Origin of the sequence: Paracoccus sp. S4493, from assembly GCF_000967735.1 — a bacterium.
GTDB lineage: Bacteria > Pseudomonadota > Alphaproteobacteria > Rhodobacterales > Rhodobacteraceae > Paracoccus > Paracoccus marcusii.
The window spans coordinates 1-14,755 of record NZ_JXYF01000020.1 but is presented as its reverse complement, the minus strand read 5'-3'; the positions used below and the strand labels follow the sequence as shown (position 1 = coordinate 14,755).

General features: G+C 67.5%; 10 protein-coding genes, 1 tRNA gene and 1 pseudogene. 8 read left to right on the top strand and 4 right to left on the bottom strand.

All coding sequences use genetic code 11. From position 1 onward, the window contains the following. Positions 1-5: 5 nt before the first annotated feature. Both TW83_RS03960 and TW83_RS03955 read right to left on the bottom strand, forming a co-directional pair. Positions 6-1,391 (bottom strand): TolC family outer membrane protein, encoded by a 1,386-nt coding sequence (locus TW83_RS03960; RefSeq protein ID WP_046000130.1) that lies wholly within the window; start codon positions 1,389-1,391, stop codon positions 6-8. Further along, a complete protein-coding gene (locus TW83_RS03955; protein ID WP_045981477.1) occupies positions 1,388-2,041 on the bottom strand; it encodes a protein-L-isoaspartate O-methyltransferase in 654 nt (217 codons plus the stop codon). Before TW83_RS03955 ends, TW83_RS03960 begins: the two co-directional genes overlap by 4 nt. Before the next feature lie 138 nt (positions 2,042-2,179). Here TW83_RS03955 and TW83_RS03950 point away from each other — a divergent pair. The 8 genes from TW83_RS03950 to opgC all read left to right on the top strand — a co-directional run bounded on the left by TW83_RS03950 (position 2,180) and on the right by opgC (position 12,481). Further along, positions 2,180-2,253 (top strand) — tRNA-Cys (locus TW83_RS03950). Positions 2,254-2,282: 29 nt separating this feature from the next. Then, positions 2,283-3,500 carry a glycosyltransferase N-terminal domain-containing protein gene (locus TW83_RS03945; protein ID WP_045981476.1) on the top strand — a complete coding sequence of 406 codons (1,218 nt, stop codon included), beginning with the start codon at positions 2,283-2,285 and terminating at the stop codon, positions 3,498-3,500. A gap of 14 nt (positions 3,501-3,514) precedes the next feature. Continuing rightward, positions 3,515-3,919: a DUF1178 family protein gene (locus tag TW83_RS03940; protein WP_045981475.1), complete on the top strand. Its 405-nt coding sequence runs from the start codon at positions 3,515-3,517 to the stop codon at positions 3,917-3,919. A gap of 74 nt (positions 3,920-3,993) precedes the next feature. Next, positions 3,994-5,250 (top strand): aspartate kinase, encoded by a 1,257-nt coding sequence (locus tag TW83_RS03935; RefSeq protein ID WP_045981474.1) that lies wholly within the window; start codon positions 3,994-3,996, stop codon positions 5,248-5,250. A gap of 59 nt (positions 5,251-5,309) precedes the next feature. Next, positions 5,310-7,553, top strand: coding sequence for a phosphoenolpyruvate--protein phosphotransferase (gene ptsP, locus TW83_RS03930; RefSeq protein ID WP_045981473.1), 2,244 nt, complete (start codon positions 5,310-5,312; stop codon positions 7,551-7,553). A gap of 187 nt (positions 7,554-7,740) precedes the next feature. Beyond that, positions 7,741-9,246, top strand: coding sequence for a glucan biosynthesis protein G (locus TW83_RS03925; RefSeq protein WP_239441280.1), 1,506 nt, complete (start codon positions 7,741-7,743; stop codon positions 9,244-9,246). Positions 9,247-9,260: 14 nt separating this feature from the next. Further along, positions 9,261-11,360 (top strand): glucans biosynthesis glucosyltransferase MdoH, encoded by a 2,100-nt coding sequence (gene mdoH, locus TW83_RS03920; RefSeq protein ID WP_239441279.1) that lies wholly within the window; start codon positions 9,261-9,263, stop codon positions 11,358-11,360. Continuing rightward, on the top strand, positions 11,357-12,481 hold the full coding sequence (opgC, locus tag TW83_RS03915) for an OpgC domain-containing protein (protein WP_045981540.1): 1,125 nt from the start codon (positions 11,357-11,359) through the stop codon (positions 12,479-12,481). Before mdoH ends, opgC begins: the two co-directional genes overlap by 4 nt. Positions 12,482-12,532: 51 nt before the next feature. On the opposite strand, the gene TW83_RS20430 is transcribed toward opgC, so the two are convergent. Both TW83_RS20430 and TW83_RS03905 read right to left on the bottom strand, forming a co-directional pair. Further along, positions 12,533-13,753, bottom strand: a complete 1,221-nt coding sequence (locus tag TW83_RS20430; RefSeq protein ID WP_045981470.1) for a Hint domain-containing protein — start codon at positions 13,751-13,753, stop codon at positions 12,533-12,535. Positions 13,754-14,361: 608 nt separating this feature from the next. After that, positions 14,362-14,680: pseudogene (locus TW83_RS03905) on the bottom strand (integrase core domain-containing protein); the annotation flags it as partial. Positions 14,681-14,755 lie beyond the last annotated feature (75 nt).

Here is a 14,755-nt window from a genome sequence, read left to right as displayed (position 1 = left end):
CCGGATCAGTTCCGGCCGATGGCGCGCAGCACGCGGTCCAGGCTTTCGCCCTGCTTGCTGGTTGCGGGCGCGTCCCGCACAGCGTTGTAATATTGCGATGGGTCATAGGTGGGTATCCCCAGTTGCAGGTTTTCTACCGTCAACAGACCCATAGCAGCCAGAAGTTGATAATGAGCTAACTGCAGATTCGATTCCGCGGAAATACGGTCGGCCCGCGCCTCCAGCAGCGATTGTTCGGCGTCCAGCACGTCCAGCGTGGTTCGCGCACCCAGCAGCGCCTCCTCGCGGACGCCGTCATAGGCCTGCTGCGCGGCCGAGATCTGCTGGTTGATCGCGGTGATCTGCGCGCGGGCGACAGCGATGTTCGCCCAGGTCTCTCCGACCTGCTGGCTGATCTGGCGCGCGGTGTTCAGCAGCGCCGAACGGGCCTGGTCGCGCTGTGCCATCGCGCGGCGATGCGCGGCCGACAGGCGCCCGCCCGAATACAGGGTCTGGCTCAGCTCCAGCCCCACAGACGACGAATTGCGGCTGCCATAGCGGCCGCCCAGGCTCGCTTCGGGCGCACGGGTCACGCCGACGCTGGCCGTGCCCGACAGGGTCGGGTTGCGTTCGGCGGCGGCGGCGGCCACGCCGATCTCGGCCGCGGCGGCCTGGCGTTGCGACTGGCCGATGGCGGGGTGGGTGCGCTGTGCGATCTGGCGTGCCTCGTCCAGGGTGGCGGGCAGGTTGGGCAGCGGCGGCGGCGCGTCCAGGCGACCCGGCTGGCGGCCGGTCACGGCCAGATAGGCCTCGCGCGCGATCTCCAGCTGGCCGTTGGCGGCAGCCAGCGCGGCACGGGTCGCCGCCAGCTGCGCATCGGCCAGCGCCACGTCGGTCACCGTGATCTCGCCCACGTCGAATCGGTCCTGCGCGGCCTGGCGTTCGCTGGACAGGACGTCGACCGAGTTTTCCTGCAGCCCGACCTGCTGGATGGCCTCGCGCACGTCGAAATAGGCGACGGTCGCGGCCAGCAGGATGTCCTGTTCGACCCCCACCAGCGCCTGTCGCGTGGCCAGGACCTGTTCCTTGGCCCCGTCGATGGCCAGCTGCGAGCGTCCGAAATCATAAAGCGTCAGCTGCGCGCCAAGGGACAGCGAGGTCGACCGCACGGTCGTACCCCCCTCGGTCCGCGAGGCGGACTGGCGCGCGACCCATTCGACGACCGGGCGCAGGGCCGCGACGGAGGCCGCTACATCCTCGTCGGCGGCGCGCAGGACGGCGCGGTTCTGTTCGATCAGCGCCGAATGGCGATAGGCCGCCACCATGGTGTCGGCCAGCGATTCGGCGCGGGCGGGCAGTGCCGCGGCCAAGGCCAGCAGCGCCCCCCCCGCGAACCGCGCAAGCGGGGTCACAATGCGAACCCGCGTTGCAGGCCGAACCCGGGCAGCATCGGAGCCTTGGCGTTGAACGAATAACGCCAGCTGAGCTGGCCGTTCTGCCGGGTGCCGATCCGGGCGACGCCCAGCGCGCCCTCGACGAACAGGGCGGCGACGCGGCCGCCCTCGCGCAGCTGCTCGACGATGGCGGCGGGGATGTCCTGGACCGCGCCCTCGATCAGGATCACGTCATAGGGCCCCTGCTTGGGCGCGCCTTCGGTCAGCGGGGCGTGCAGGACGGCGACGTTGTCGATGCCCGCCTCCGACAGGCGCTGTTCGGCCTCGGAGGCCAGTTCCGCGTCGTCCTCGATCGCGACGACGGCCTCGGCCATGCGGGCCATGACGGCGGCGGAGTAGCCATAGCCGCAGGCCAGGTCCAGGACCAGCTCGTCGGGCTGGATGTCCAGCGCATCGACCATCTTGGCCAGGGTCCGCGGCTCCAGAAGGACGCGGCCGTGGCCGATGTCCAGGTTCTCGCCGGAATAGGCGACAGAGCGGCGGCTGGCGGGTACGAACTCCTCGCGCGGAATGGTCAGCATCGCGTCGATCACCGGGAACTTGGTGACGTCACTGGTGCGCACCTGCGTATCCACCATCGTCGTGCGGCGCGCGGCGAAATCGCTCATGTCGGGGAACCTCTGCTGGACCTGTTTGGCCGACTATTGCCATGTTTCCCGCAGTTGGGCAACGCAGGACATCGGCCCCGCGCTTCGCGTCTTGCAAGGGTCGCGGCAATCCGCTAGGACACGGCCACTCTCGACGGCGGCGGGTTGGCGGAGAGGTTACGCACCGGATTGCAAATCCGTGAAGACCGGTTCGATTCCGGTACCCGCCTCCACCTCATCCTGACCGAGGGGACCTTCCTGCATGATCTATGACGCCACGACCCGCATCGCCGAGGCCGCGCTGTGCCTGCGCGCGCGGTTGGGCGGATCGCGGGCGCTGCGCGAGCGTCTGGTCTGCACGGGCGCGCCCGGCCCCGCCGCGATCTGGCTGCATGCCGCATCCGTCGGAGAGCTGACCTCGGCCCGCGTGGTGATCGAGGCACTGGCCGCCCGCCACCTCCTGACGGTCACCACCAACAGCGAGACGGGCCGCGCACTGGCGCAGGACTGGGGCTTGGCCGCGCGGCTGGCGCCTCTGGATCTGCCCGGCGCGCTGGCCCGGTTCCTGGATGCCGCGCGCCCCACGCTGGCGATCACCGTCGAGGGAGAGTTCTGGCCGCTGCGGTCGCGCCTGCTGGCCGAACGCGGCATCCGCCAGGCGATGATTGGGGCGCGCATGTCGGAACGGTCGGCGGGCACCTGGGCGCGGTTTCCGCGCATCATCGAGCCGATGCTGGGACGCGTCGCGGCCCTGTCGGCGCAGGATCAAGGCAGCGAGGCGCGCCTTCTGAACCTGGGCCTGCCGCACCGCGCGCTGCTGCCGCGGCTGGACCTCAAGCTGCTGGCCCCTGCGGCGCAGCCCGTGCCCCCGGACAGCGCGGCCCGCGACCGGGTGATCCTGGCGGCATCGACGCATGAGGGCGAGGACGGCCCGGTGCTGGACGCCTTTGCCGCGCTGCGGGATGCCCGGCCCGACCTGCGCCTGATCCTGGCGCCGCGCCATCCCGACCGGGGCGATGCCATCGCGGCACTGATCGCGGCGCGCGGCCTGTCCTTCGCGCGCCGCAGCGCAGGCGCGGACGATGCGCCGACGGGCGGCGTGCTGTTGGCCGACACCCTGGGAGAGATGGCGCGCTGGTACGCGCGCGCCGGGATCTGCATCATCGGCGGCAGCCTGCAGGACCATGGCGGCCACACCCCGTGGGAGCCCGCGGCCCATGGCTGCGCGCTGATCCACGGGCCCCATGTCGGCAACTTCGTCGAGGCCTTCGATGCCCTGGACGGGCACGGCGCGGCGCGACCCGCGGGCGATCTGGCGGCGACCCTGTCGCGGCTGACCGACACGCCCGACGAGGCCCGTGCGATGGGCCTCGCGGCGCGGGCCGTGCTGGTGGATCGGGCGGGCGATCCTGCGGCGCTGATCGCGCGGCTGGACGATCTTGCACGCGCCCCCGGCGGACCCGATATAGGGATCATCTGACAGGAGTTGTTGCGATGATCCGCTATGCCTTGCGCTGCGACCAGGGGCATGATTTCGACGGCTGGTTCCGGTCCTCGGACGGGTTCGAGGCGATGCGCGATGCGGGTCAGGTCGGCTGCGCGGTCTGCGGCGCGACCAAGGTCGACCGGGCGCTGATGGCCCCGGCGGTCAGCGACAAGACCCTGACCGCGCCGCGCAACCCGGCCGAGGCCGCCTTGCAGGCGCTGCGCCGCAAGATCGAGACCAGCTCCGACTATGTCGGCCTGTCCTTCGCCGAGGAGGCCCGCGCGATGCACGAAGGCACGCGGCCCGCCCGCGCCATCCATGGAGAGGCCCGCCCCGAGGATGCGCGCAAGCTGATCGAGGACGGCGTTCCCGTGGCCCCTCTGCCCTTCGTCCCGCGTCCCAAGACGAACTAGCGCCGCCCCTTGCGGTTCGCGCGCACCGCCCCTAAAAGCCCCGCCGACGCACATCCTTTGGCTGGAGGCCCTTGATGCCGCTTCTGGTAATGAAATTCGGCGGCACCTCGGTGGCCGATCTGGACCGGATCAAGAACGCCGCCCGCAAGGTGCAGCGCGAGGTCGAGCGGGGCTATGACGTGATCGTCATCGTCAGCGCCATGTCCGGCAAGACGAACGAACTGGTCGGATGGGTCGAACAGACCTCTCCGCTGTTCGACGCGCGCGAATACGACGCGGTGGTCAGTTCCGGAGAGAACGTGACCGCGGGCCTGATGTCCCTGACCCTGCAGGAGATGGGCGTGCCTGCACGCAGCTGGCAGGGCTGGCAGGTGCCGATCAACACGACCGCCGCCTATTCGGCCGCGCGCTTCGTGGACATCCCGCGTAAGAACCTGGACCAGAAGTTCGCCGAAGGCTTCAAGGTCGCCGTGGTCGCGGGCTTTCAGGGCCTGTCGCCCGAAGGCCGCATCACCACGCTTGGCCGCGGCGGATCGGACACGACCGCGGTGGCGTTCGCCGCCGCCTTCGATGCGGAACGCTGCGACATCTATACCGACGTGGACGGGGTCTATACCACCGATCCGCGCATCACCTCGCGCGCGCGCAAGCTGCCCCGCATCGCCTTCGAGGAGATGCTGGAACTGGCATCCCTTGGCGCCAAGGTGCTGCAGACGCGGTCGGTCGAGCTTGCGATGCGCTACAAGGTGCGCCTGCGGGTGCTGTCCTCGTTCGAGGATACCGACGAAAATTCCGGCACGCTGATCTGCGATGAGGATGAAATCATGGAATCGAAAGTCGTCAACGGTGTCGCCTCGTCGCGCGACGAGGCCAAGATCACCCTGGTCACGGTCGAGGACCGTCCCGGCATCTCGGCCGCGATCTTCGCGCCGCTGGCCGATGCGGGCGTGAACGTCGACATGATCGTTCAGAACATCTCGGAAAAGGACTATGACGATCACCCGGGTTCGGTGACCGACATGACCTTTTCCGTGCCGATCAACCAGGTCGAGCGCGCCAAGCGTGCGATGGAGGAGGCCCGCCAGGCCGGCCACATCGCCTATGACGAACTGGTCGTCGATACCGAGGTCGCCAAGGTGTCCGTCGTGGGCATCGGCATGCGCAGCCATGCGGGGGTCGCCGCCCGCATGTTCAAGGCGCTGGCCGATGAAAACGTCAACATCAAGGTCATCTCCACCTCCGAGATCAAGATTTCGGTGCTGATCGATCGGAAATACATGGAACTGGCCGTGCAGGCGCTGCATGATGCCTTCGAACTGGAGAAGGCATAACGCCCTCTGGTTGGTTCCCCGGTCGGGGGCACGCGTAACGGCAGAAGGCGGGGCAGGCGATGCAGGATCGCACCGACAGCGACTCTCGCAAGCTGCTGAAGCGGCTCAAGGAAATCTTGGCCGCGGCGGGCGGTGGGCAGGATCGGCTTGACCAGATCACCCACCACATCGCCGATTCGATGGGCACCGAGGTCTGCTCGATCTATCTGTTCCGCGATGCCGACACGCTGGAACTGTGCGCGACCGAAGGGCTGCGCCCCGAGGCCGTCCACCAGACCCGGCTGCGCCTGGGCGAGGGTCTGGTCGGCCGCGTCGCCCGTACCGGGCGCAATGTGAACACCGCGAACGCCCCCGCCCAGCCCGGCTTCCGGTTCATGCCCGAGACCGGGGAGGAGGTCTTTCCCGCCTTCCTGGGCGTGCCGATCCAGCGGGTCGGGGAACGGCTTGGCGTGCTGGTCGTGCAATGCGCGACCGCCCGGCAGTTCTCCGAGGACGAGGTCTATGGCCTGGAGGTCGTGGCCATGGTCCTGGCCGAGATGACCGAACTGGGCGCGTTCCAGGGCAGCCAGTCCGACAGCCTGCCGCTGGCACACCGCTTTCCGCTTCTGGTGCGCGGCGCCACCGGGCAGGAGGGCGTGGCCGAGGGACGCGTCTGGCTGCACGAGGCGCGCGTGGTCATCGCCAACCCGGTCGGCGACGACCCCGACAAGGAGCTGGCCCGCCTGCACGAGGGCGTGGAGACCCTGCGCGAGACGGTCGACAGGATGCTGGGCGCGGTCGACATGGGCGACGGCGATCATGCCGCGGTCCTGGAGACCTATCGGATGTTTGCCCATTCGCGCAGCTGGCTGAAGCGCATGGAGGAGGACATCCGCCTTGGCCTTTCGGCCGAGGCCGCGGTGGAGAAGGAGCAGTCCGGCGCTCGCGCCCGGCTAGAGATGGCCGCCGACCCCTATCTGCGCGATCGCCTGCACGATCTGGACGACCTGTCCAACCGCTTGCTGCGCATCCTGACCGGACAGGGACACGACACCGGCGCCGAGATGCCCGAACGCCCGATCCTGGTCGCCCGCAACATCGGGCCGGCCGAGCTGCTGGAATACGGGCGTCGCCTGAAGGGCGTCGTGCTGGAGGAGGGATCGGTCGGCAGCCACGCGGCCATCGTCGCCCGCGCGCTGGCCATTCCGCTGGTCATCCACGCCACCCGCATCACCACCGAGGCGCTGAACGGCGACCCGATCCTGGTCGACGGCGATCAGGGCGTCGTCCACCTGCGCCCCGAGGAGACCGTCCACAAGGCGTTCCTGGACAAGATCGCCATGCAGGCCGAGGCGCAGGACCGCTATGCCGACCTGCGCGACCAGCCCGCCACGGGCACCTGCGGCACCACCATCCAGATGCTCATGAACGCGGGCCTGATGGCCGACCTGCCCTCGCTGGAGGGGTCGGGCGCCGAGGGGGTGGGCCTGTTCCGGACCGAACTGCAGTTCCTGGTCCGCAGCCACGTCCCCCGGCGCGCCGAGCTGGCCGGTCTGTATGCGCGCGTCATGGACAACGCCCAGGGCAAGCCGGTGATGTTCCGCACGCTGGACATCGGGTCGGACAAGGTTCTGCCCTACATGAAGCCGCAGGACGAACCGAACCCCGCGATGGGGTGGCGCGCGATCCGCGTGGGGCTGGACAAGCGCGGCGTGCTGCGGATGCAGCTGCAGGCCCTGATCCGCGCCAGCGTTGGCCGGCCCCTGCACGTCATGTTCCCCTTCATCGCGGACATCACGGAATACGAGGCCGCGCACCGCATCCTGATGCAGGAGATGGCGCGCGAACAGCGCCTGGGGCATTCCATGCCCAGCGACATCCGCGTCGGCGCCATGCTGGAGACGCCGTCGCTGGCCTTCGCACCCAAGCGGTTCTTCGAGATGTGCGACTTCATCTCGATCGGCGGCAACGACCTGAAGCAGTTCTTCTTTGCCGCCGACCGCGAGAACGAGCGGGTCCGCCGCCGCTATGACACGCTGAACGTGTCGTTCCTGTCGATGCTGCGCCAGATCATCGCGCGCTGCGCCGATGCCCGCGTGCCGCTGTCCTTTTGCGGCGAGGATGCCGGGCGGCCGGTCGAGGCGCTGGTCTTTGCGGCCCTGGGCATCCACCGCCTGTCGATGCGGCCGGCGTCGATCGGACCGGTCAAGCACCTCATCCGGCGCATCAGCATCGTCGAGCTGGCCCGCGTCATCGAGGAGGCCGAGGCCGAGGGCCTGACCAGCGTGCGCGGCCCCGTGACGGCCTGGCTGGCACGACAATGAACCGATAAGGCCGATTCCTGCTTGCCCGGCGGGCCCATATCGGCCGATAAGCGAGCAAACCGCCCGGCACGCTTGCTGCACTGCGGCGTGCCGCGTATATTCGCTTATCCTTGTCGAGACATCCCCGGATATGAAACGTCGTCAATTTCTCAATGCTGCCACCGCCCTGGCTGCCGGCGGATCGCTGATGGCGGTCCCGGCACAGGCCCAGGCGCCTGCCGAAGGCGTGGACCCCGCAGCCTTCGGGCCCCCTGCCCCGCAGCCCTTCGACTTTGAACAGGTCGCGACGCTGGCGCAGGAACGGTCCGCGCGCCTTTACGTCCAGCCGGTCGCGGAACTGGTCGGCAGCTTTGCCAACCTGGACTATGACCAGTATCGCGGCATCCGTTTCCGCCGCGACCAGGACCCGCTGGCGGGCAACGCGACCTTCCGGGTGGATCTGCTGTCGCCCGGTTCGATCTTCTATGAACCGGTGCAGATCAACCTGGTCCGCGACGGCGTCACCCGGCCGATCCCGTTCGACCCGGCGCTGCTGGAATTCGACGAACGCTATTTCCCCGACGGCCCGGACCTGAACACGATCGGCAACATGGGCTGGTCCGGGTTCCGGATGCGCACGCCGCTGAACCGCCCCGGCGTCATGGACGAGTTCATCGTCTTTCAGGGCGCCAGCTATTTCCGCGCGGTGGCGCGCGGCACGCTGTACGGCCTGTCGGCGCGTGGCCTGGCCATCAAGACCGGCAGCCCCGACGGCGAGGAATTCCCGCTGTTCACCGACTTCTGGATCGTCGAGCCCAAGCCCGGCGCCGAAAGCGTCCGCATCTATGCGATCCTGGACAGCAAGTCGGTCGCGGCAGCGTTCCAGTTCGACGTGACGCCCGGCGCGGTGACCATGGTGCGGACCCGCGTCGCGCTGTTCCCGCGCGTCGATCTGCGCGAGACGGGCCTGGCGCCGCTGACGTCGATGTTCTGGTTCAGCCCGGCCAGCCGACGGGTCGTCGACGACTATCGCCCCGCCTGCCACGACAGCGACGGGCTGCAGATGCAGACCGGTGCGGGCCAGTCGCTGTGGCGCGGGCTGATGTCGCCGCGCAACCTGCAGATCAGCAGTTTCGTCGACACCGATCCGCGCGGCTTTGGCCTGGTGCAGCGGCCCCGCGACTTCGAGACCTATCAGGATGCCGAGGCGATGTACCATCTGCGTCCCTCCGCCTGGATCGAGCCCGAGGGCGATTGGGGCGCGGGCGAGGTGCGCCTGATCGAGATCCCGGTCGAGAACGAGTTCAACGACAACATCGTCAGCTACTGGCTGCCCTCCGACACGATCCCCGGCGGAGAGCGGACCGAGTTCCGCTATCGACTCAGCTTTGCGGGTCTGCCGCCCAGCAACCTGCCGTTGGCCAAGGTCCGGCAGGTGCGGTCCGGCCGGTCGATCAATGTCGAGACGACGCGCAGCTATATCATCGATTTCGATCTTGGCATGTTCCGCGAGACGCTGCCCAACTACCAGGTCAGCGCGTCCGAGGGCCGGATCGCGCATGCCTACCTGAAACCGCTGCCGGAACAGGGCGTGCTGCGCCTGGCATTCGAATTCGAACCGGGGCGGACGCAGCTGTCCGAACTCAGCGCGCTGCTGACCGATCCCGACGGCCTCGCCCTCAGCGAGACCTGGCTGACGCGCTGGACGGCATGACCATGGATCATGACATGACGACGGCCGGTCGTTCCGACGCGCCGGCCGTGGCACCCGTTGTGCCGCCTCTGGCGCCGCTGACGATGCCCGTGCAGGATTTCGCGCGCCTTCCGCAGGCGGGGCCCGCGCGGCGCATGAACAGCCTTCGCGTCTGGCTGGCGCGGCTGATCGCCTTTGGCGGCACCGCGGTCCTGGCCGTCGTGGGCTTTTCGCAGATGCTGGCGGCCTTCGGCGCCGATCCCACGCCGATGCAGATCGCGCTGCTGGTGCTGTTCGTGCCGACCTTTGCCTGGGTGGGCTTTTCGTTCTGCGGGACGCTGGCCGGGTTCCTAGCCCCCCGCCTGACCACGCCGGATGGGCCGAACGATGCCCGCGTCGTCGTCGTCATGCCCATCTATCACGAGGATGTCGCGACCAGCACGGGCCTTTTGGTCGCCCTCGCCCGAGAGCTGGAGGCCGAGGGCATGGCCGACCGGACCGAAATCTTCGTGCTGTCGGACACCCGCGACCCCGCCATCGCCGTCAACGAGACGCTGGTGATCGACCGCGCCCGCGCCCTGTCGCCGCTGCCCCTGTGGTATCGCCGCCGCCTGTCCAACGACGATCGCAAGTCGGGCAACTTGGCGGAATTCGTGCGCCAATGGGGCGGACGCTATGACCAGATGGTCGTGCTGGACGCCGACAGCGTAATGTCGGGCGCCACCATCCGCGCATTGTCGGCGCGCATGTCGGCCGACCCCCAGGCCGGCCTGATCCAGACCATGCCCATGCTGGTCGGCGGAGAGACGATCTTTGCCCGCCTGACCCAGTTCGCGGGTCGCGTCTATGGCCCGATGATCGCGCGCGGCGTGGCCGCGTGGTCGGGCGATACCGGCAACTACTGGGGTCACAACGCGATCATCCGCGTCAGCGCCTTTGCCCAGGCCTGCGGCCTGCCCCGCCTGCCCGGCAATCCGCCCTTTGGTGGCACCATCCTCAGCCACGATTTCGTCGAAGCCGCCGCCCTGTGCCGGGCCGGATGGGCCGTGCGCCTGGATCATGACCTGCGCGGCAGCTATGAGGGATGCCCGCCCACGTTGCTGGACATGGCCGTGCGCGAACGCCGTTGGGCGCAGGGCAACCTGCAGCATTCCCGCCTGCTGGGGGTCAAGGGCCTGCGCGGTGTCAGCCGGGCGCACATGATCATCGGCATCATGGGCTTTCTGATGAGCCCGCTGTGGCTGGCCCTGATCCTGGTGGGTCTGGTCCTGTCGGCCACCGTGCTGCTGTCGACGCCGGAATATTTTCCCAACGCCTATCAGCTGTTCCCCGAATGGCCGGTCTTCGATAGCCGCCGGATGCTGTGGCTGTTCGCCATCGCCATGGGCCTGCTGCTTCTGCCCAAGTTCATCGCGACCTTCCGGGCCTGGGCGCGTCCCCTGGCGCGCAATTCCGGCGGCCGCGTACGCATCTTTGCCAGCGCCATCTTCGAGACGGTCCTGTCCGCGCTGATCGCGCCCGTGCAGATGCTGGTCCAGACCCGCCAGATCTTCGAGATCCTGTCGGGCCGCGACAGCGGCTGGAACGCCCAGACGCGCGCCGGGTCGATGCCGTCCTGGGGCGTGGTGCTGCGCCACCATTGGGCGCATGTCGTCCTGGGCCTGGGAACGCTGATCGTGCTGGCGACCTTCTCTCCTGCCCAGCTGATCTGGCTGTCGCCGATCCTGGCGGGGCTGATCCTGTCGCCTCTGACCTCGCGCCTGTCGGCCAGCCCGGTCTTCGGCCGGTGGGCACGTCTGCGCGGCCTGCTGGTCACCCCCGAAGAACGCGATCCCCCCGCCATCCTGACCGAGGCCGCGGCCATCAGCCGGTCCCTGCCCCAGGCCATGACCGGGCGCGACAGCCTGCTGCGGCTTGGGTCCGACGCGGACCTGCTGGCGCGCCATGTCGCGATGCTGGCCCCCCTGCCCGACGACCTGCCCCGCGCGGTCCGCCTGGCCCGGATCACCGCCGGCGCCAAGATCGAGCATGCCAGCGGACAGGTCGCCGCCCTTGACGACATGGATCGCACCGAAACGGATGCCATGCTGCTGGATCCGGCCCTCCTGACCCGGTGGAGCCGGTTGCCCGCATGAACCGTCTGATTGCGCTGGATATGCTGCGCGGCTACGCGCTGGTCAGTATCATGATCAACCACATGCCGATCTCGGTCCTGCGGGGGACGACGCTGCCGAACTTCTCGATCTTCGATGCGTCCGAGATGTTCGTGCTGCTGTCCGGCTTTCTGGTGGGCCTCGTCTGGCGCAGCGTCGAAACTCGCGAGGGACGCCGCATGGCCCAGCGCCGGTTCGCCCGCCGCGCGTTCGAGGTCTGGCGCGCCATGTTGATCGGCGCGGTGCTGATGGCGCTGCTGTCGGCGGCCCTGCTGGCGCTGGATCGTCCGCACACGGCGATCTGGAATCAGTACGCGATCTGGATCCTGGAGAACCCGTTGGGCTTCGTCGGCACGGTCGCCACCTTCTGGGTCCAGCCCAACATCATCGATGTGCTGGCCGTCTACGTGATCCTGATCACCCTTTCGGTGGTCGTGGTGCCGCTGATGCTGCGCTGGCCGCTGATCGTGGCGTTGGGGTCGGTCCTGCTGTGGTGGCACGCGCCCGAACTGAACGCGATGATCCCGAACCACCGGACCGAGAACGGCTTCCTGTTCAACCCGTTCGGCTGGCAGATGCTGTTCTATACAGGTACGGCGATCGGCCTCTATCGCCAGACGATCATGGCGGTGCTGTGGCCGTGGCGGCATGTGCTGACCGTGCTGGCGATCGGCATGTTCGCCTTCGGCAGCGCCATCGTCATCGGCGCCCGGATCGGAGAGCCCGCGCTGGCTTTCCGCCAAGCGCTGATGCAGGTCTATGGCACCATCGACAAATGGAGCCTGGACGGCACCCGCTATCTGGCGATCGTCGCCGCCGCGTGGCTGGTCTCGGTCCCCCTGGCACGGCCGATGGAATGGCTGGCGGCCACCCGCCCCGGCGTCGCATTGCAGCAGATCGGCAAGGGCGGACTGTTCGCCTTCGTGGCCTGCGTGCTGCTGTCGGTGCTGGGCGACGCGTTCCAGATGACCCCCGCGGACCAGCCCACGTGGCGGCGTCTTGCGGTCGATCTGTGGGCCTGCGTGGCGCTGTGGTGGGTGTCGGCCCTGTGGCTGGAGCACGGCGCCCCCTGGCAGCGTGCCCGCAAGGCACGACGGGCCTGAATCGAAAAGGCCGCCCGTGACGGGCGGCCTTCTTGCTGTCGCGCCGGCGGTTCAGCCCACCAGTGCGCAGGCGTTGCGCTGATGGCGTTCGGCCATCTTGCGCACCATCCTGTTCTGCGGAAGATCGCGTGCAGGAAGGGTCGCGCGACCCGCATCGACCAGATCCGGAAACAGGGTCAGCAGCTCCTGCCGTGCGGCCGGGCCGACCATGCGCAGGGCCTGCACGCCGGTATAGAGCGATTCGGTATCCGCCCCGTTGGACCGGATGACCTCGTGGCGGTCGAACATGATGTGGAAATATTCGACCTCGGCCAGATCGGTGGCCAGTTCGAACCCGTCCAGCGACAGCAGTTGCTTGGCGGCGACCAACACCTCGAACGTACCGAACATGCGCTGCGCGATCCGGGACCGCACCAGCACCCGATGCTGGGGAGAGACGATCAGATCCCGGGACGGTGTGTTGATGCCTAGGGCACCTGCCGCGATGCGGACCGGCGTCAGGCGCGGATTGCGCGCCAGCGCCACCGCGGACAGGCGCTGCGATCCCGTCCAGCGCAGCGGCTGCGCCCCGTTGTCGCGCGTCATGACCAGATCGCCCGGGCGAAGGGTCTGGACGGCCACCGGCCCATCCGGCGTGTCGATCAGGGTGCCAGCGGCAAAGCACACGATTTCGATATCGTCATCCGCCAGCACGAGCGTCCCGTCACCGCTGATCGTGGTGTTGATCACGGCGGTATCAAGCACCTGCTGGGTCAATCCTGTGACTTGCGGCAGCGCGGCACGCAGAGCCCCTGTCGGGTCCAGCCCTGCAATGGTTTGGTTCACCTCGTTGAGCGGAACCGTCACGGTCGTGTTCACACCAAGGACCCGAACAGTGAGGGTCGCCTGAAGGCGGTCTGCGGTCAGGGGCTGATCGCTGATGAAATACACGTTGCCGTCATTGTCGCGGAAATAGTCGACGTCCACTGGATTGACCTGCAGGCGGACGCCGTTGGTCAACGCACCCGACAGCTGACCGATATTGGCGGCCGCTGTCGACAGGACGCCGGACCCTAGATACGTGCCCGGCAGGGGCTCTCCATCGATGATCGGCGTCAGGAACTCACCGGCAGTAACGGTGTTCGGTCCGGTCTCATCGTCCTGGACGCGATAGCCGTCAAAGGACTGGCCGGCGCCGAAATCATTCAGCACGGAGGTGGGCGGCAGCGTCACCACCGGAGAGTCGACGGTTCCGGTAATGGTCGTGCCTTCAAGTTGGGTAAGGACGGGCATGGGCGTCTCCTTGGAACAGGGGCGTAAGAGGTCCGTCCCCGCAGAACAGCTCTGGGGGCCAATCAGGTAATCGGAATTGCCGGGGCGCCCGAAGGCACCCTTCAGGGGTCAGTAAGCGATCGGCCAGTGCGGGCACGGGGGATGGGGTCGGATGCCGTGTCGCATGGTCTGGCCTCGCTCCGATCGGGGCCCGTGCGCAAATACTGCAGGGGCCAAGTGCAGGACCGCGACGGCGACCCTGTTAATCTTCATTACCACATTATGTACGCGAAGATGCATGACCAAGAAAGAACCGAACGGTACGGTTCCAGTCGAGATGGGCTGCAACTCTAGCAATGATACGTTCCGAGCGAACGAAATCTGCCAAGGACACGTCGCCTCTCAGCAACGTGGATTATCGCTGAAACGGAGGTGAAACGTACCGAAATGTTTAGATAAAACAAATGCAGACAGTGCAGAAATTCTGAAAGCTGAGCAATTTAGGCTCTATACACTCTCAGGTTGTACGACCTGGAATCTCCGCAAGACGCTGTGCATCACTTTATCGTGATCACCTACTGAAGCAGCACATCAGATCATTGGACTTGCCCGGCTTTTGTAGAGAGCGCTTAGCTCACGTCCGAGGTCTTTCGCCCGAAGGCGGTGGGGCTTTGGAAGCCGAGCGATGAATGTCGCCTGACGGGGTTACTGAACCCGTCGATGTATCTGGCGACGGCTTTTTCAGTCTGCTGGTGGGATTGCCATTCGACCAGCCAAACCCGCTCGGACTTGAGGGTCTTGAAGAATATCTCGATCATCGCGTTGTCGTAACAGTTCCTGCGCCCGCTCATTGAGATCAGGATGCCGCGTTTGCAGCGAATGGTAGTCGACAGAGAAGAATCGTGATCCACGATCCGAATGATGAACATGCCCTAGGCCGGGGTTGCGATGTGAGGCGCTCCCCATTCCTTTGACAGGATCTGGCGCTTTTCAAGCTCTGATCTGCTCCTGCTGATCGGGTTG

What these genes read in the sequence shown, in the direction of transcription:
- TW83_RS03940 (WP_045981475.1), top strand. Translation starts at nt 3,515, where the DNA reads ATGATCCGCTATGCCTTGCGCTGCGACCAGGGGCATGATTTCGACGGC.
- opgC (WP_045981540.1), top strand. Translation starts at nt 11,357, where the DNA reads ATGAACCGTCTGATTGCGCTGGATATGCTGCGCGGCTACGCGCTGGTC.
- TW83_RS03925 (WP_239441280.1), top strand. Translation starts at nt 7,741, where the DNA reads ATGGCGGTCCCGGCACAGGCCCAGGCGCCTGCCGAAGGCGTGGACCCC.
- TW83_RS20430 (WP_045981470.1), bottom strand. Translation starts at nt 13,753, where the DNA reads ATGCCCGTCCTTACCCAACTTGAAGGCACGACCATTACCGGAACCGTC.
- TW83_RS03935 (WP_045981474.1), top strand. Translation starts at nt 3,994, where the DNA reads ATGCCGCTTCTGGTAATGAAATTCGGCGGCACCTCGGTGGCCGATCTG.
- mdoH (WP_239441279.1), top strand. Translation starts at nt 9,261, where the DNA reads ATGACGACGGCCGGTCGTTCCGACGCGCCGGCCGTGGCACCCGTTGTG.
- ptsP (WP_045981473.1), top strand. Translation starts at nt 5,310, where the DNA reads ATGCAGGATCGCACCGACAGCGACTCTCGCAAGCTGCTGAAGCGGCTC.
- TW83_RS03955 (WP_045981477.1), bottom strand. Translation starts at nt 2,041, where the DNA reads ATGAGCGATTTCGCCGCGCGCCGCACGACGATGGTGGATACGCAGGTG.
- TW83_RS03945 (WP_045981476.1), top strand. Translation starts at nt 2,283, where the DNA reads ATGATCTATGACGCCACGACCCGCATCGCCGAGGCCGCGCTGTGCCTG.